This window comes from Acinetobacter sp. YH01006 (assembly GCF_013420445.1).
Taxonomy (GTDB): domain Bacteria; phylum Pseudomonadota; class Gammaproteobacteria; order Pseudomonadales; family Moraxellaceae; genus Acinetobacter; species Acinetobacter pseudolwoffii.
Genome location: NZ_VOYB01000003.1, coordinates 90,966 through 107,596 on the forward strand (window position 1 = coordinate 90,966; position 16,631 = coordinate 107,596).

Here is a 16,631-nt window from a genome sequence, read left to right on the forward strand (position 1 = left end):
TTTACTACTTGCAGGTTTATCGCTGCTGGATGATTTTTTTGCTTTTTAGTTCTTCTATTTCAGCAGAACTTAAATATTGACTCAAAATGGCATCGGTATCTTCACCCAGACAAGGTGGGGCCTTTTTATATTCTACCGGTGTCTTGGAAAGTTTAATCGGTGAACCGATTGAGGTGTAATCTTCACTTAAGGTATGTGGCATCTGAATCACCATATCACGTGCCAATACCTGTTCTTCTTGCAAAGTCTGTTTCAGATCATTGATCATTCCTACCGGCACTTTAACCGCATGAATCAGATCCACCCAGGTTTTTGCCGGTCGAGTATAGAAATGAGCCTGTAGAACTGTGGTCAGTTCTTCACGATGTGTGACACGGCCTGAATTTTTCAAGAAGCGAGGATCTTCTGCTACCTTATCCAAACCAACGGCCTGACACAAAGCTTTAAATTGCAGATCATTACCACAGGCAATAATAAATTCACCTTTCTGGGCTTTAAACACCTGATAGGGCACAATATTGGCATGTGCATTTCCGAAGCGACCGGGGACTTTGCCTGAGGTGAGATAATTCATGGCCAGAACAGAGAGGGAAGCGACCTGGGTATCTAACAGCGCCATATCAATATACTGACCTTCACCGGTTTTCTCACGGGACAACAAAGCCGCCTGAATGGCAATTGCGGCATATAAGCCGGTGGTCAAATCGGCAAAGGCCAGACCTGCTTTTTGCGGGCCACCACCGGGCAAGTCATCACGTTCGCCAGTGACACTCATCATGCCGCCCATTCCCTGAACGATAAAATCATAGCCCGGCTCTTGAGCACGCGGACCGTTCTGGCCAAAACCGGTAATAGAACAATATACCAGTCGCGGATTTAGCTGACTCATACTTTCATAATCCAGCCCATATCGTTTCAACGAACCGGCTTTATAGTTTTCAATGACTACATCACTCTGTTCAGCAAGTTTTTTGATAATACTTTGACCTTCAGGTGTAGATAAATCGATTGCAACCGAATGCTTGCCACGGTTGGCTGACAGGTAATAAGCCGATTCATGGGTATCTTGCTGGTGATTGTTTTTAAGCCAAGGTGGTCCCCAGATACGGGTATCATCCCCATGATCCGGTTTTTCAATCTTGATCACTTCTGCACCCAGATCAGCCAGAATCTGGCTACACCAGGGCCCAGCCAAAATCCGGCTTAAATCCAGTACACGAAATCCTGTTAAGGCACCCATTATTACGCTCCCTGTTCGATCATATTCAAATGACATATCGTTCTTATCCCTCTTTTTAAAGCTATATGAAAATGAAAGAACAATCAATTTTATGATAATAAATTTCGTATAACAAAATAAAACATCTAAAATGATGAATATTCATCTTATTTTCTTTAGCCTGATGCAAATATAAGTATGAACGAAGAACAAGAGGTCACTGATAAAAAGGAAAAAGCGATCTCCCAGACAGGATTAAAAAAGGAGTCAATCAAGTGAATTAAAAACGGATTAGCCTTAAAGCATATTCATTAGCGGAATAGCTTTAAATATAAAAGATCATGAAAACCTAAGGATAGGAAAACAGAGATTTAAATATGACGGATTTAGCGAGAGAATTAGAAAAGATTAAACCTACGACCAAACGAACGCAGCAAATTGCTTTTATTTTCGCCTTTCTGGCTTTACTGGTAGATGGCGCGGACATGTTGCTGCTGTCTTTCAGTTTAAATAGCCTGAAAGCAGAGTTTGGTCTCAGTAATCTGCAGGCCGGTACACTAGGCAGTTTTACCTTAGCAGGTATGGCGATTGGTGGCTTTATGGGTGGCTGGGCCTGTGACCGTCTGGGCCGTGTACGTACCGTAGTCATTTCGATTCTGGTATTTTCCATATTGACCGCAGCCTTAGGCTTTGCACAGAACTTTGAACAATTTGCTGTTTTACGCTTTCTTTCTGCCTTTGGCATAGGCTCTTTATATATTGCAGCCAATACGCTCATGGCTGAATATGTTCCAACTGAATATCGCACCACGGTTTTAGGTACCTTACAGGCAGGATGGACCGTCGGTTATATTGTGGCCACTGTACTGGCAGGCTGGATCATTCCAGAATATGGCTGGCGAACCCTGTTTTTTATTGCCATTATTCCCTCGGTTATGGCGATTTTTATCCAGAAACTGGTTCCTGAGCCAGAATCCTGGCAGCGTGCACGTTTGCAGCGTCTATATGCCCCAGCTGAAATCACAGCACAGCAACCCGCCAAAAAAAGCACAGTCAAAGAGATTTTCGCGGATCCTGCGAATCGCAGAATGTTTATTTTGTGGATCTTTACGGCCGGTTTTCTGCAATTTGGCTACTATGGCGTAAACAACTGGATGCCGGCATATCTGGAATCTGAATTGCACATGAATTTTAAATCCATGGCAGGCTATATGATTGGTACCTATGTAGCCATGATTTTCGGAAAAATTCTGGCGGGCTTTGCTGCAGACCGTCTGGGTAGACGCGCTGTCTTTTCGTTTGGAGCAATTGGAACGGCGATTTTCCTGCCCGTGATTGTGCTATTCAATACGCCAGATAACATTGCCTATCTGCTGATTTTCTTTGGATTCCTGTATGGTATTCCATATGCGATTAATGCCACTTATATGACGGAAAGCTTTGCCACTTCGATTCGTGGTACTGCAGTAGGGGGTGCTTATAATGCAGGTCGTATTGGCGCCATGTTTGCACCTGCGATTATTGGCGCGGCAGCCAGCGGTGGTTCAATTGGTCTAGGCTTCCTGATTATGGGCGGTGCCTATTTCTTGTGTGGGGCAGTGTCCGGGATTTTCATCAAAGACCGTCAATACGATCCACAAAAAGCATAATTTCAACTTCAAAAAAAGAGCCTGAATACAGGCTCTTTTTTATACTCTTCAATTAAAGCTGAATTTCTATTTGTTTATTCCTGATCTGCTTCTTTATGCAGATGAATACTTTTCAAACCATCATTTACTTTATTGAGCAGATGAATCAGGGTAACCACATCATCAAAGGCCAGTTTATTTAAGGCCTGACCATAAAAATCAAAGAAATCAGCTTGCAAGTTGTCCCATGTTTCCAAGCCTTCAGCCGTCAGCGCAACAATTTTAGCGCGCCGGTCCTGTTCACTAATGACCCGCTCCACCAGACCATCACGTTCCAGACGCTTTAATACTGCGTCCAGGTTTTGCCGGCTTACCCCAAGATATTCGGTCAGATCAGAAAAAGACATTCCTGATTTAACTTTTGGACGGGACAAAGCACCCAGCACGGCCCAATGTACTGGAGATATTTTTAGCTCATTGAGGCACTTGCGGTCCAGGCTGTTGCCCACCTGAAACAGCCGGAAAAAAAGCCGGTTATGAGCAGAATATAAGGATTGATCATATTTTTTTGACAACGTATCACTCACAATATTGGACATCCTCAAAACTGAAATAGCCGAGCCGCGCAGAGTATAACCTATCGCTTTTTCGCACAAACCAGTTTCTATTATAATTTGATTTAAAAATCATAGTGTTTTTGCAGAAATTTTCCTATTTAAATTCTGAGTCAATCAGTTTTATGGTTTGGAAATCTCTCTTTTTCTCCTCACTTCCATTGCGCTCACTCGTCAAATATCTAAGGTTTTCTTCCTAATTTTAAAGGAATAAATTATCTGTCATGCAAAAGACATAATTTGGCCCTAGAGTGAAGTCGGATTCAAATTAATCTAAAGCCAAAAAACAATATAGGTCAATACATTGAATAATTAAAAATATTAAGTTAATGATAAATATATAAATAATAATTTATAATTATTATTTTATGTAAATGCATTGACATAAATTCAATCTCTTTCTATTTTAGATAAAACACACCGAATTAAAACAACAGCCAATTAAATTCGACAACAAAATAGCGTAGGGATGAGCAATGAAAGGACTAAAAGACAAGGTTGTGATTGTGACAGGCGGAGCAGGCGGAATTGGTTCAGCCACCTGCCGACGTCTGGCAGAGGAAGGCGCCAAAGTTGCCATTTTCGATATGAATCTGGAAGCGGCTGAAAAGCTGGCAAATGAAATCAATCAATATGGTCAGGCACTGGCAATTCAGTGTGATATTACCCAAATGGACGTGGTTGAGCAGGCGGTTCAAAAAACCAAAACTGAACTCGGTCCAATTGATGGACTGGTCAACAATGCCGGCTGGGATATTTTTAAACCTTTTGTTAAAACCAATCCGCAGGAATGGGAAAAACTGATCCAGATTAATCTGGTCGGTATGCTGAATATGCATTTTGTAGTGCTGAAAGGCATGGTTGAACGCAATTCCGGCAGTATTGTCAATATTGCTTCTGACGCAGCTCGGGTCGGTTCTTCAGGTGAAGCAGTCTATGCGGCCTGTAAAGGCGGCTTGTTATCTTTCTCTAAAACGCTGGCACGTGAACACTCACGTCACAACATCAAAATAAACGTGATTTGCCCGGGACCCACCGATACGGCTTTGCTTGCAGGCGTGACTGAAGGTGCATCAAATCCGGAAAAATTACGTGAAGCCTTTATTCGTGCCATTCCGCTGGGTCGCTTGGGTCAGCCGGATGATTTAGCTTCTGCCATTGCCTTTTTCTTGAGTGATGACGCCAGCTTTATTACCGGGCAGGTACTCAGTGTTTCTGGCGGTTTAACCATGAACGGTTAAACGGACATCATCATTAAATCTCATAATAAACACAGTTCAATCAGATAGATAAAAACAGTACAGGATGTAAAGAAAATGAATTTTGAAGATATCTTATATGAAGTTAAAAACGGTGTTGCCTGGATCACAATTAACCGTCCGGAAAAAATGAATGCCTTCCGTGGCACCACCTGTGACGAACTGATCAAGGCATTGAATAAAGCAGGTTATGACCGTAACGTGGGTGCAATTGTATTGGCAGGCGCGGGTGAGAAAGCTTTCTGTACCGGTGGTGACCAGTCTGCACACGATGGCAATTATGATGGCCGTGGAACGATCGGCTTACCGATGGAAGAGTTGCATACCGCCATCCGCGATGTACCTAAACCGGTAATTGCACGCGTACAGGGCTATGCTATTGGCGGTGGCAATGTGTTGGCAACCATTTGTGACCTGACCATCTGTTCAGACAAAGCCATTTTTGGCCAGGTTGGTCCGAAAATGGGATCGGTTGATCCGGGCTATGGCACGGCATTTTTAGCGCGTGTGGTAGGTGAGAAGAAGGCCCGTGAAATCTGGTATATGTGCCGCCGTTATTCTGGTCAGGAAGCTGTGGAAATGGGTCTGGCGAATAAATGCGTACCGGCCGATCAACTGGATGCCGAAGTGCAGGCCTGGGCTGAAGAAATCTGTCAGCGTAGTCCGACTGCCATTGCAATTGCCAAACGCAGTTTCAATATGGATACCGCACATCAGGCGGGTATTGCTGGCATGGGCATGTATGCGCTGAAACTTTATTACGATACTGAGGAGTCTCGTGAGGGAGTCAATGCACTGAAAGAAAAACGTCAGCCTGAATTCCGTAAATATGCCAAATAAGGAGACTGCTCCATGAAAAAGAATCCTTATATCACTGAAGAACTCGAGTTTTTGGCAGAAACAGCAGAAAAATTTGCCCTGAAATATATTGCTCCCGGCTTTCTGGAACGCGACCAAAGCCGAGTCTTTGACCGTGATCTGGTCAAAAAGATGGGGGAAATGGGCTTTATTGCACCTGAACTACCGGAACAGTACGGCGGTCAGGGCATGGGCAGACTGGCGGCTGGAATTATCCATGAAGCGATTGCCAAAGCGGATTTAAGTTTTTCCTATATCAACCTGCTTGCTTCCCTAAATGGGCAGATTCTGGCTGAACATGGTCAGCCTGAAGTAGTTGAGCCTTGGCTCAAAAAACTCACTGCAGGCGAGGCCATCTTCTCAATTGCCTTGACCGAGCCGCGAGGCGGTTCTGATGCAGCGAATTTACGTTTAAAGATTGAACGTGATGGCGATGAATATGTGATTAACGGCGAAAAGACCTCAATTTCCGCAGCTGATCAGGCAGATGCTTCTGTAGTGTTTGGCCGTACTGGTGCCAATGAAGATGGCGCCCATGGCGTGACAGCGCTCTTGATTCCGATGAATTTACCGGGTATCAGTACCACACGTTTTGACTGTCATGGTCAGCGCGCGATCGGTCGCGGTTCAATCTTTTTTGACAATGTTCGTGTGCCAGTCAATCACCGTCTAGGGGATGAAAACAAAGGTTTTGTGCAGGTGATGCAGGGCTTTGATTTTTCTCGTGCTCTGATCGGTTTACAGGTTTTGGCCGTTGCCCGGGTGAGTCTGGATGAAGCTTGGGAATATGCCGCGCAACGCGAAGCTTTTGGTCAGCCATTGACTGCTTTTCAGGGAGTTTCGCATCCACTCGCTGAATACGAAACTCAGGTTGAAGCTGCACGCTTACTTTGCCTGCAAACCTTATGGCTGAAAGACAATCATCTGCCACATACCTCTGAAGCGGGCATGTGTAAATGGTGGGGGCCAAAACTGGCCTATGATGTAATTCATCAATGTCTGCTGACTTTTGGTCATGCCGGTTATGACCGTGGTGTGATGGAACAGCGTATGCGGGATGTACTCGGTTTCCAGATCGGTGATGGAACAGCACAAATCATGAAAATGATTATTGCGCGGCATAAGGCAGGACGTAAGGCTGTACCAGCTTAAGGAAAATAAGCACAGGCCTGAACTAAAATTATAATGAGGAGTAAGCGAATGGATTTCGATGCGGTTCTGATCCCGGCCAGAAAAGAGGCCATGCTCAAACAGGGATACTGGTTAAATCAAACGATTCTTGATTTTTTACGTAGTGCCGTAGAAAAGAATCCGGACAAAACAGCTTTAGTAAGCGTTAAAGTCGAGAATCAAACTGAACAGACTTTCAGCTATCAGCAGCTTTGGGACATGACCAATAAAATTGCACTGGGCTTGAGACAACTCGGTGTTGAAAAAAATGATGTGGTGTCTTGCCAGTTACCGAACTGGTGGGAGTTTACCTTGTTATATCTGGCTTGTAGCCGTATCGGTGCAGTACTCAATCCGCTTATGCCGATCTTCCGTGAACGTGAACTGGAATTCATGCTCAAGCATGGTGAATCCAAAGTTTTTGTTGTACCTAAAACGTTCCGCAACTTCAATCATGAACAATTGGCCAATCAGCTGCAAAACAAGCTGGATAGCTTGAAGCATGTAGTTGTGGTTAATGGGGAAGGCGAGAATAATTTTGATCATCTGTTACTTAATCATGGACTGGAACAAGATGCTTCAGCAGTTGCTGAACTGGACAGCCTGGAATCTGGCCCGGATGACATTACCCAGCTGATTTTTACCTCAGGCACGACCGGTGAACCGAAAGGCGTGATGCATACCGCCAACACCTTATTTTCTAATATTGTCCCTTATGCCGAGCGTCTGCATTTAACCGAAAATGATGTAGTGTTAATGGCGTCACCAATGGCGCACCAGACCGGTTTTATGTATGGCCTGATGATGCCAATTCAGCTGAATACCAAAGTGGTGTTACAGGATGTCTGGGATGTAGCCAAAGCCGTGGATCTGATTCATCAGCATCAGGTGAATTTCACCATGGCCTCGACCCCATTTTTGAATGATTTGTCCAATACCGTGGCAGAACAGCATGATAAAGTCGATTCACTAAAAATTTTCCTGTGTGCCGGTGCACCCATTCCCGGTCCATTAGTGCAAAAAGCCCGGGAAACTCTGGGTGTTAAAGTCATATCAGCCTGGGGTATGACCGAATGTGGTGCGGTGACGCTGACTCGACCTGAAGATGAGGATGAACGCTCTTTCAATACTGATGGCATCGCTTTGCCAGGTGTGGAAATCAAGATCGTGGATAAAAAAGGTCAGACCAAAGCCGTGAATGAATCCGGGCGTTTGATGATCCGCACCTGTTCAAATTTTGGCGGATATCTAAAACGTCCACATTTGAATGATACGGATGCCGAAGGCTGGTTTGATACTGGTGATATTGCCTATCAGGACGAGCAGGGCTATATCCGGATTTGCGGACGTAAGAAAGACGTGATTATTCGTGGTGGAGAAAATATTCCGGTCGCAGAAATTGAATCATTGCTCTATAAACACCCGAATATTGCAACAGTAGCTTTAGTGGCTTATGCAGATGAACGAATGGGCGAGCGTGCCTGTGCAATCATCAAGCTGAAAGAGCCGGCTCAACTTTTAAGCTTCAATGAACTGGTAGAGTTCCTGAAAACCCATAATCTGGCTATGCAGTATCTTCCAGAACGTTTGGAAATCTGGGAGGATATTCCCATGACGCCATCTGGAAAAATCCAGAAGTTTAAACTCAGAGAATTACTGGCACAGCATATTGCCTCAACGGCAGTTTAAACAAACTAAATCTTTGAATATACAAAAATTAAACCCTGAATAATCTTGCATCATTCAGGGTTTTCTTATTTAAAAAGAAGTGATCTAAAAGATTAATATGAATTTTAGATTAACTTCTATTTTAATAATTTTAATAAAGCTTCTGCGGTTGCAGCAGAAGAGGCCGGATTTTGCCCGGTAATCAGTAAACCATCTTGCTGTACATGCACCTGCCAATCCTCAGCTTTGGAATATTTCCCGCCTTTTTCTTTCAGCATGTCTTCCACTAAAAATGGCACAATATCGGTTAGGCCTACGCCGTTTTCTTCGGTATTAGTAAAACCGGTGACTGTCTTGCCTTCTACAATAGAACGGCCTTCGGCATCTTTGACTTCACGAAGTACACCCGGTGCATGACAGACCAGCGCAACAGGTTTATCTGCCTGTAAAGTCTGCTCAATTAAAGAAATAGAATTCTGGTCTTTGGCTAGATCCCATAATGGACCGTGACCACCCGGATAGAACACGGCATCAAAATCCTGATTTAAGACTTCACTCAACTTATGTGTATTAGCAAGAGCCTGCATGGCCACCTCATCTGCTTCAAAGCGTTTGGTGGTTTCGGTTTGCGCATCCGGCTCATTACTTTTTGGATCTAATGGTGGCTGACCACCTGCAGGAGAAGCCAAAACTACCTCTGCGCCTGCATCGACAAAGGTGTAATAAGGCGCAGCTAGCTCTTCCAACCAGAAGCCAGTTTTTTTGCCAGTATCGCCCAGCTGGTCATGTGAAGTCAGTACCATCAAGATTTTCATATTATTTTCCTGTAGCTCATTAAAAAACATCGCGAATGATCGACTGTTAATTTAACAAGTCATGAGCGTCAGGAATGTTGTGATACGTTCATTTGCTGTATCGATACGTTGTTGTTTCAGTTGATTTAACTAAAGTACGTAGCCTTGCAAAGTGAACAGTGTGTTCAATATTCATCTGCCCATTAACAGGTCTTGCTGAAGATCGGCTTGTTTACGCAAGAAATCCCAGACCAGTTTAATTTTTGGTTCATGTTGCAGATCGACCAGCGTTAGCATCCAGAAAGTGTGGGTAAAACTGAGTTGATGACCCAGCACCTCTTTCAGTTCACTTTTATCATTGACCAGAAATTTCGGCAAAATAGCCAGCCCGGCACCTGCACGCACGGCAATTTCCTGCGCCAGAATACTGTTACTGCGAAAACAGGCACTGACCTGTAAGGGAAGACGCTCCAGCGAATATAGTGCAGTGCTATAGACCAGATCATCAATATAATCAACAAAACGGTGCTGTTTGAGGTCTTCCAGTTTTTTAATTTCCGGATTTTGCTGTAAATAATGCTGGCTGCCATACAGTTTTAGGCAGTAATTAGACAAACGAGTAATGATATAGGGTCCAGATTTGGGCCGGTCAATCGCGATCACAATATCGGCTTCTCGATGTGAAAGTTTGATCGCTTTCGGTACCGGAATCAGGTCAATGGTCAGCAAAGGATAATGCTGGGAAAATTCTGCCAAAAGACGGGCTAAAAATGCCGTGCCAAAGCCTTCTGGCGCACCAATCCGGACCCGACCTTGCAAAGGGTCGTGGCGCTTGTCAATCTGGATAAAGGACTGTTCCATCTTTTCGACACGTGGCACCAGTGCCAGACCTTCCGAGGTCAGTTCATAACCGGTGGCTTCGCGCTTAAACAATTGCGTACCTAAAGTACTTTCCAAAGCCTGAATCCGCCGCGCTACGGTGCTATGTTCAACCCCAATCAAGCGTGCTGCATTGGTGAGCGTTTTAGCACGTGCTAAAACCAGAAAAAAGCGTAAATGATCCCAATCTACTTTCATTTTTTATTTAACATCCTGTTAAATTCCTGTGCATATTTGCACATCTATCGTGCATCAATTTCTATTGGTGGTCAAAGTGTTCTTTGTTAGTCTGCTGAAACAGCGTAAAAATAATACGTTTAAAACAGCCAGTAAAGGCAGACACAACGACAATAACAAACCAGCACGGAGCGACCATGAACGCCATTCATCATCCACAGCAAAGTACCGGATTCACCACCGCAAAACTCCTCATTAATGGTGAATTTGTCGAATCAAAAACCAGTCATTGGCAAGATATTATCAACCCTGCCACTCAAGAAGTTTTGGGTCAGGTACCATTTGCAACTGCAGAAGAAGTCAATGCCGCGATTGCTGCCGCACAAAATGCCTTTGCCAGCTGGCGCCAAACCCCGATTCAGGCACGTATGCGGATTATGTTGAAGCTGCAGGATCTGATTCGTACTAACTTAAAAAGTATTGCCCAAGTATTAACGGCGGAACAGGGCAAAACCCTGGCTGATGCCGAAGGTGACATTCAGCGTGGCTTAGAAGTGGTGGAGCATGCCTGTTCTATTGGTTCACTACAAATGGGTGAATATGTTGAAGGTGTGGCACGTGGGGTCGATACCTATACCTTGCAGCAACCACTCGGTGTTTGTGCGGGAATTACGCCGTTTAACTTTCCGGCGATGATTCCACTGTGGATGTTCCCGATGGCGATTGTCTGCGGTAATACCTTTGTCTTAAAGCCCTCGGAACAGGATCCGCTATCGACCATGATGCTGGTGGAACTGGCAATTGAGGCAGGCGTACCTGCTGGTGTGCTGAATGTAGTGCATGGCGGTAAAGAAGTGGTGGATCTGCTGTGTACCCATCGTGACATCAAAGCCATTTCCTTTGTCGGTTCAACCGCTGTGGGTACGCATGTCTACAATCTGGCCGGCCAGCACGGTAAACGTGTACAGTCGATGATGGGCGCGAAAAACCATGTCGTGGTGATGCCGGATGCCAATAAAGAACAGACCTTAAATGCGTTGGTCGGTGCAGCATTTGGTGCAGCCGGTCAGCGTTGTATGGCGCTTTCGGTGGCCGTGATGGTCGGGGACACCAAGCACTGGGTCGATGAACTGGTGGCTAAAACCAAAACCTTAAAGGTGAATGCCGGGCATGAACCGAATACTGATGTTGGGCCAGTGATTTCGACCCGTGCCAAAGCCCGTGTCATAGACTTAATTAACAGTGGCGTTGAACAGGACGCTGAACTGCTGCTGGATGGCCGTGATGTAAATGTTCCGGGTTATGAAAAAGGCAATTTTGTCGGGCCAACGATTTTTAATCAGGTCACGACCGATATGCGCATTTATCAAGAAGAAGTCTTCGGTCCGGTACTGGCGATCATACATGTTGATACTTTAGAACAAGCGATTGAGCTGATTAATGCCAATCCATTCGGTAACGGCGTTGGACTCTTTACCCAAAATGGCAATACTGCACGCACATTCCAGCACCAGATTGATATCGGTCAGGTCGGTATTAACATTCCAATTCCTGTACCTGTGCCGTTCTTCAGCTTTACCGGTTCGCGTGGTTCAAAACTGGGGGATTTAGGTCCTTATGGCAAGCAGGCAGTGCAGTTCTATACCCAGACCAAAACCATTACCAGCCGATGGTTTGAAGATGACCAGGAAACCACCGGTGTCAATACCACGATTAGCCTGCGTTAAGGAGCATCAGCATGAAGATTGCATTTATTGGTTTGGGCAACATGGGCGGCTCGATGGCGCAGAACCTGCTCAAGGCAGGGCATCAGGTTTTTGGTTATGACTTGAGTGAAGTCGCTTTACAGCATTTTGCCGAAGCGGGCGGTATCGTTTGTGACAGTCCACAAGCTGCCGCAAAACAGGCAGATATTGTGGTCAGCATGTTGCCTGCAGCCAAGCATGTACGTGAAGTTTATCTTGGTGAGCACGGTATTCTGAACGTGCTTCAGGCGGGCAGTTTGTGTGTCGACAGCAGTACCATTGACCCGCAAACCATTCAGGAAGTTGCTGCAGCAGCGCAGGCCAGACAGATTCGCGTCTGCGATGCGCCAGTCTCTGGCGGGACTTTGGGCGCCAAAGACGGTACCTTGACCTTTATGGTGGGTGCAGACGATGCCACCTTTGAGGCCGTAAAACCGGTCCTTGGCTGTATGGGCAAAAATCTGGTGCATTGTGGTGCGGTGGGAACAGGACAGGTTGCAAAAATCTGTAATAACCTGATTCTGGGGATTTCCATGACTGCTGTTGCAGAAGGCATGGCACTTGGGGCCAAACTGGGAATTGATCCGCAAGCACTAGCCGGGGTAATCAATAGTTCCACCGGACGTTGCTGGAGTTCTGAAATCTATAATCCCTGGCCGGATATCTGTGCCAATGCACCGTCATCACGGGGTTATACCGATGGTTTTGCAGCACAGCTGATGCTTAAAGATTTGGGCCTGGCTGTCGATGCAGCGCAACAGGTGGACCAACCGGTGGTTCTGGGTAGCATGGTGCAGAAACTCTATCAACAGCTTTGTCAGGAAGGGGATGCGCATCTGGATTTTTCCAGCATCATGCATCAATACACCACGCCACCTGCTTAAAACTTAAAATATCCAGATGGAGCAAGGATTCGCTTCATCAACAATACTTTGTCAGTAATAACGATAAATTCAGGCTGAGGTTTAACATGTTAGATTATCAAAAAACAATTGAAAATTTTGATTTAGATGCAGTGGCAAAGCAGTATCTGTCCGGTTCGATGCAGGCGCTGAACGCCTGTTATGAATGTTGCGACCGCCATGCTGACTCCGATGCAATTGCTTTACACTGGTACGGTAAAGATGGCCGTAAAGAACAGTATAGCTTTCGCGAACTCAAGAAATATTCCAGCCAGTTTGCAAATTTCTTAAAATCTCAAGGCATTGGCAAAGGCGACCGCGTTTCCGGATTATTACCGCGGACTCCGGAGCTGATCATTACCATTTTAGCGACCTGGCGGATTGGTGCAGTGTATCAACCTTTATTTACGGCCTTTGGTCCCAAAGCTATTGAACATCGCATTCAGCTGGCGCAAAGCAAGCTGGTAGTGACTGATCTGGCGAATCGGGAGAAACTATCCAATCTTAGTGCTTGTCCCACGATCGTCACCGTACATGTTGAAACCGAGGCAGAGCGTTATCCACAGGACCTCAGTTTTTGGACTGTGTTAAACCGCCAGGCTGAAGGTTGTGAACTGGAAATGCTCAGTATCGATGAGCCATTTTTATTGATGTTTACCTCTGGAACCACTGGACCGGCCAAGCCCTTAAAAGTTCCACTTAAAGCCCTGATTGCTTTTGCCGGCTATATGCACAATGCCATCGGTCTAACCGAAAATGATGCTTTCTGGAATATTGCTGATCCGGGCTGGGCTTATGGCTTGTACTATGGGATTACCGGCCCGTTATTGCTCGGACACTCGACCCTGTTTTATGAGGGTGGTTTCAATGCCGAAAGTGTCTGCGACATTGTCAAGCAATATGGTATTACCAATCTGGCCGGTGCGCCGACCGCTTACCGCATGATGATGGCAGCAGATGCTGAACAGATGGCACAGCTACGGGGCAAGTTGCGCGTGGTCAGCAGTGCTGGAGAACCTTTAAACCCGGAAGTGATCCGCTGGTTTAAAGAAGTGCTGGATGTACCAATTTATGACCATTATGGCCAGACTGAAGTCGGGATGGTGGTGTGTAATCATCATGCGCTACAACATCCGGTCCGTTCAGGTTCGGCAGGCTTTGCCAGCCCGGGTTACCGGATTGCAGTCGTCGATGAACAAGGTCATGAATTAACGGCTGATGTTCCGGGCGTCCTGGCAGTGGATATCAGTCAATCCCCAATGATGTGGTTCTCAGGTTATGAAGAAAGCCGTAAATCGCCCTTTGTTGGACATTACTATTTAACCGGTGATACTGCGGAAATTCATGCTGATGGCAGTATGAGCTTTGTTGGACGTAGTGATGATGTCATTACCACCTCAGGCTATCGCGTGGGGCCATTTGATGTGGAAAGTGCCTTGCTGGAACATGATGCGGTAATCGAAGCCGCCGTCATTGGCGTGCCTGATCCTGAACGTACCGAAGTGATTAAAGCCTTTGTGATTCTGGCGAATAATTTTACAGCTTCATCTCATCTGGAAGAAGAACTAGGCCAGTTTGTGAAAAAGCGTTTATCTGCGCATGCCTATCCGCGCTTAATTGAATTCGTCACAGAATTGCCAAAAACCCCGAGTGGCAAGATTCAGCGTTTCTTACTGCGTAATCAGGAAATCAACAAGCAGCAGGTAAAGACCGCATAACCAGCCAAAGCCAGCAGATTGAATAAAAATATTGAATAAAGAGATTGAAGGAAGAATCCATGCAATTTACGGAAGAGCAACAACTGATTCAGGATATGGCCAAAAGCTTCGCTCAGGAACAGATTAAACCTTCTGCCGGCGAGTGGGATCAAAAAGGCATATTTCCTAAACAGACCTTGTCTCAAATGGGTGAGCTAGGTTTTTTAGGCATGCTGATTCCAGAAGAGTGGGGCGGTTCAGGGACAGGCACGCTGGCTTATGTACTGGCCCTCGAAGAAGTGGCAGCGGCAGATGGTGCAACGTCCGCCATCATGAGCGTACACAACTCGGTGGGGTGTGTGCCGATTCTGAAGTTTGGAACGGAACAGCAAAAGCAGCAGTTTTTAAAACCTTTGGCTCAAGGGGAAATGATTGGTGCTTTCGCCCTGACCGAACCGCATACCGGATCGGATGCTGCAGCGATTAAAACCCGTGCAGTCAAAGATGGCGATCACTACATTATCAATGGCGCCAAACAGTTTATTACCTCGGGTCATAATGCCGGGATGATTATTGTCTTTGCCGTGACCGATCCAAGTGCGGAAAAAAAAGGCATGAGTGCATTTTTAATCCCACGCGACACTCCCGGTTATGAAGTGATTCGGGTCGAAGAAAAACTCGGTCTGCATGCTTCGGATACCTGTCAGATTGCTTTAACCGATGTCCGCATTCATGAAAGTTTAAGACTCGGTGCAGAAGGAGAAGGTTTAAAAATTGCCTTGGCCAATCTGGAAGGTGGACGGATCGGCATTGCCGCACAAGCAGTGGGTCTGGCCCGCGCTGCATTGGAAGAAGCGACTGTTTATGCACATGATCGCGTGGCCTTTGGCAAACCGATTTTTGAACAGCAAGCGATTTCTTTCAGGCTGGCCAGCATGGCCACCGAAATTGAAGCGGCGCGACAACTGGTCCATTTTGCTGCACGTAAAAAGGAAGCAGGTGAAAGCTGTTTAACCGAAGCCTCTATGGCCAAACTCTTTGCTTCGGAAATGGCAGAACGTGTCTGTTCCAAGGCCTTACAGATTTTTGGTGGCTACGGTTATCTGAAAGACTTTCCGATTGAACGCATTTATCGCGATGCGCGTATTTGTCAGATTTATGAAGGCACCAGCGATATTCAGCGTCTGGTAATTGCACGTAGTTTATAATTTTAAAGGGATTTTTATCATGCAATGGCAAACTATTTTACTCGAACAGCGTAACGGGGTCGGGCTGATTACTTTAAATCGTCCACAAGCCTTAAATGCCTTGAATAATCAATTGATCGTTGAAGTGAATCAGGCGCTGGATCAGCTGGAAAAAGACCCGCAGATTGGCTGTATTGTCATCACTGGTTCGGAAAAAGCCTTTGCTGCAGGTGCAGATATCAAAGAAATGGCAGATTTAAACTTTCCGCAAATTTATCTGGATGATTTTTTCAGTCTGGCCGACCGGATTGCCCAGCGCCGTAAGCCCTTAATTGCTGCGGTGAGTGGCTATGCCTTGGGCGGTGGTTGTGAATTGGCCTTAATGTGCGATTTTATTTACTGCGCTGATAATGCAAAATTTGGTTTGCCTGAAGTCACTTTAGGGGTATTGCCCGGCATTGGCGGAACGCAACGTTTAACCTTGGCGATTGGTAAAGCCAAAGCCATGGAAATGTGTCTGACTGCACGTCACATGGGCGCGCAAGAAGCCGAGCAAAGTGGGTTAGTGGCACGTGTCTTTGCCAAAGAAGAGTTACTAGAACAAACTCTGCAAGCTGCCGAAAAAATTGCTGAAAAGTCGCTTACGGCCGTGATGATGATTAAAGAATCAATTAATCGGGCTTTTGAAGTCAGTCTGGCCGAAGGTCTACGCTTTGAACGACGGATATTCCATTCCATTTTTGCCGGTGCTGATCAAAAGGAAGGCATGCAGGCTTTTGTCGAAAAACGCCCAGCCAAATTCACCCATCAATAAAACAAAAATAGGAAAATAAA

The 16,631-nt window shown here is 45.7% G+C and carries 14 protein-coding genes; 10 read left to right on the forward strand and 4 right to left on the reverse strand.

The window, feature by feature from the left end; all coding sequences use genetic code 11:
• Positions 1–16: 16 nt before the first annotated feature.
• Positions 17–1,240: a CaiB/BaiF CoA-transferase family protein gene (locus FTT73_RS03515; RefSeq protein WP_180191017.1), complete on the reverse strand. Its 1,224-nt coding sequence runs from the start codon at positions 1,238–1,240 to the stop codon at positions 17–19.
• Between the two features lie 356 nt (positions 1,241–1,596).
• On the opposite strand from FTT73_RS03515, the gene FTT73_RS03520 reads away from it, so the two are divergent.
• A complete protein-coding gene (locus FTT73_RS03520; protein WP_004730944.1) occupies positions 1,597–2,868 on the forward strand; it encodes an MFS transporter in 1,272 nt (423 codons plus the stop codon).
• A gap of 74 nt (positions 2,869–2,942) precedes the next feature.
• Here FTT73_RS03520 and FTT73_RS03525 read toward each other — a convergent pair whose 3' ends face one another.
• A complete protein-coding gene (locus tag FTT73_RS03525) occupies positions 2,943–3,434 on the reverse strand; it encodes a MarR family winged helix-turn-helix transcriptional regulator (protein ID WP_064101545.1) in 492 nt (163 codons plus the stop codon).
• Between the two features lie 503 nt (positions 3,435–3,937).
• On the opposite strand from FTT73_RS03525, the gene FTT73_RS03530 reads away from it, so the two are divergent.
• The 4 genes from FTT73_RS03530 (at position 3,938) to aliA (ending at position 8,437) form a co-directional block, all read left to right on the forward strand.
• Complete coding sequence (locus tag FTT73_RS03530; RefSeq protein WP_180191018.1) at positions 3,938–4,702, forward strand: glucose 1-dehydrogenase; 765 nt, start codon at positions 3,938–3,940, stop codon at positions 4,700–4,702.
• Between the two features lie 75 nt (positions 4,703–4,777).
• Positions 4,778–5,560: a 2-ketocyclohexanecarboxyl-CoA hydrolase gene (gene badI, locus FTT73_RS03535; protein WP_101162355.1), complete on the forward strand. Its 783-nt coding sequence runs from the start codon at positions 4,778–4,780 to the stop codon at positions 5,558–5,560.
• 12 nt (positions 5,561–5,572) lie between these two features.
• Positions 5,573–6,730: a cyclohexanecarboxyl-CoA dehydrogenase gene (gene aliB, locus FTT73_RS03540; RefSeq protein WP_180191019.1), complete on the forward strand. Its 1,158-nt coding sequence runs from the start codon at positions 5,573–5,575 to the stop codon at positions 6,728–6,730.
• Positions 6,731–6,778: 48 nt separating this feature from the next.
• Positions 6,779–8,437, forward strand: coding sequence for a cyclohexanecarboxylate-CoA ligase (aliA, locus tag FTT73_RS03545; RefSeq protein WP_180191020.1), 1,659 nt, complete (start codon positions 6,779–6,781; stop codon positions 8,435–8,437).
• 116 nt (positions 8,438–8,553) lie between these two features.
• On the opposite strand, the gene FTT73_RS03550 is transcribed toward aliA, so the two are convergent.
• Both FTT73_RS03550 and FTT73_RS03555 read right to left on the reverse strand, forming a co-directional pair.
• Positions 8,554–9,231, reverse strand: a complete 678-nt coding sequence (locus FTT73_RS03550; protein ID WP_005100372.1) for a type 1 glutamine amidotransferase domain-containing protein — start codon at positions 9,229–9,231, stop codon at positions 8,554–8,556.
• Between the two features lie 171 nt (positions 9,232–9,402).
• On the reverse strand, positions 9,403–10,287 hold the full coding sequence (locus FTT73_RS03555) for a LysR family transcriptional regulator (RefSeq protein ID WP_180191021.1): 885 nt from the start codon (positions 10,285–10,287) through the stop codon (positions 9,403–9,405).
• Between the two features lie 176 nt (positions 10,288–10,463).
• On the opposite strand from FTT73_RS03555, the gene FTT73_RS03560 reads away from it, so the two are divergent.
• The 5 genes from FTT73_RS03560 to FTT73_RS03580 all read left to right on the forward strand — a co-directional run bounded on the left by FTT73_RS03560 (position 10,464) and on the right by FTT73_RS03580 (position 16,611).
• Entirely contained in the window at positions 10,464–11,993 is a 1,530-nt protein-coding gene (locus FTT73_RS03560) for a CoA-acylating methylmalonate-semialdehyde dehydrogenase (protein ID WP_005170980.1), read from the forward strand.
• Positions 11,994–12,004: 11 nt separating this feature from the next.
• A complete protein-coding gene (mmsB, locus tag FTT73_RS03565) occupies positions 12,005–12,895 on the forward strand; it encodes a 3-hydroxyisobutyrate dehydrogenase (protein WP_180083291.1) in 891 nt (296 codons plus the stop codon).
• A gap of 86 nt (positions 12,896–12,981) precedes the next feature.
• Positions 12,982–14,631 carry an AMP-binding protein gene (locus tag FTT73_RS03570; RefSeq protein ID WP_180191022.1) on the forward strand — a complete coding sequence of 550 codons (1,650 nt, stop codon included), beginning with the start codon at positions 12,982–12,984 and terminating at the stop codon, positions 14,629–14,631.
• A 59-nt stretch (positions 14,632–14,690) separates the two neighbouring features.
• Positions 14,691–15,818, forward strand: a complete 1,128-nt coding sequence (locus tag FTT73_RS03575; RefSeq protein ID WP_180191023.1) for an acyl-CoA dehydrogenase family protein — start codon at positions 14,691–14,693, stop codon at positions 15,816–15,818.
• 19 nt (positions 15,819–15,837) lie between these two features.
• Positions 15,838–16,611: an enoyl-CoA hydratase gene (locus tag FTT73_RS03580; protein ID WP_005096874.1), complete on the forward strand. Its 774-nt coding sequence runs from the start codon at positions 15,838–15,840 to the stop codon at positions 16,609–16,611.
• The last annotated feature ends 20 nt before the right edge of the window (positions 16,612–16,631 follow it).

Excerpts from the sequence above, each read along its gene's own strand:
- FTT73_RS03515 (WP_180191017.1), bottom strand. The coding sequence starts at position 1,240 with ATGGGTGCCTTAACAGGATTTCGTGTACTGGATTTAAGCCGGATTTTG.
- FTT73_RS03520 (WP_004730944.1), top strand. The coding sequence starts at position 1,597 with ATGACGGATTTAGCGAGAGAATTAGAAAAGATTAAACCTACGACCAAA.
- FTT73_RS03530 (WP_180191018.1), top strand. The coding sequence starts at position 3,938 with ATGAAAGGACTAAAAGACAAGGTTGTGATTGTGACAGGCGGAGCAGGC.
- badI (WP_101162355.1), top strand. The coding sequence starts at position 4,778 with ATGAATTTTGAAGATATCTTATATGAAGTTAAAAACGGTGTTGCCTGG.
- aliB (WP_180191019.1), top strand. The coding sequence starts at position 5,573 with ATGAAAAAGAATCCTTATATCACTGAAGAACTCGAGTTTTTGGCAGAA.
- aliA (WP_180191020.1), top strand. The coding sequence starts at position 6,779 with ATGGATTTCGATGCGGTTCTGATCCCGGCCAGAAAAGAGGCCATGCTC.
- FTT73_RS03550 (WP_005100372.1), bottom strand. The coding sequence starts at position 9,231 with ATGAAAATCTTGATGGTACTGACTTCACATGACCAGCTGGGCGATACT.
- FTT73_RS03555 (WP_180191021.1), bottom strand. The coding sequence starts at position 10,287 with ATGAAAGTAGATTGGGATCATTTACGCTTTTTTCTGGTTTTAGCACGT.
- FTT73_RS03560 (WP_005170980.1), top strand. The coding sequence starts at position 10,464 with ATGAACGCCATTCATCATCCACAGCAAAGTACCGGATTCACCACCGCA.
- mmsB (WP_180083291.1), top strand. The coding sequence starts at position 12,005 with ATGAAGATTGCATTTATTGGTTTGGGCAACATGGGCGGCTCGATGGCG.
- FTT73_RS03570 (WP_180191022.1), top strand. The coding sequence starts at position 12,982 with ATGTTAGATTATCAAAAAACAATTGAAAATTTTGATTTAGATGCAGTG.
- FTT73_RS03575 (WP_180191023.1), top strand. The coding sequence starts at position 14,691 with ATGCAATTTACGGAAGAGCAACAACTGATTCAGGATATGGCCAAAAGC.
- FTT73_RS03580 (WP_005096874.1), top strand. The coding sequence starts at position 15,838 with ATGCAATGGCAAACTATTTTACTCGAACAGCGTAACGGGGTCGGGCTG.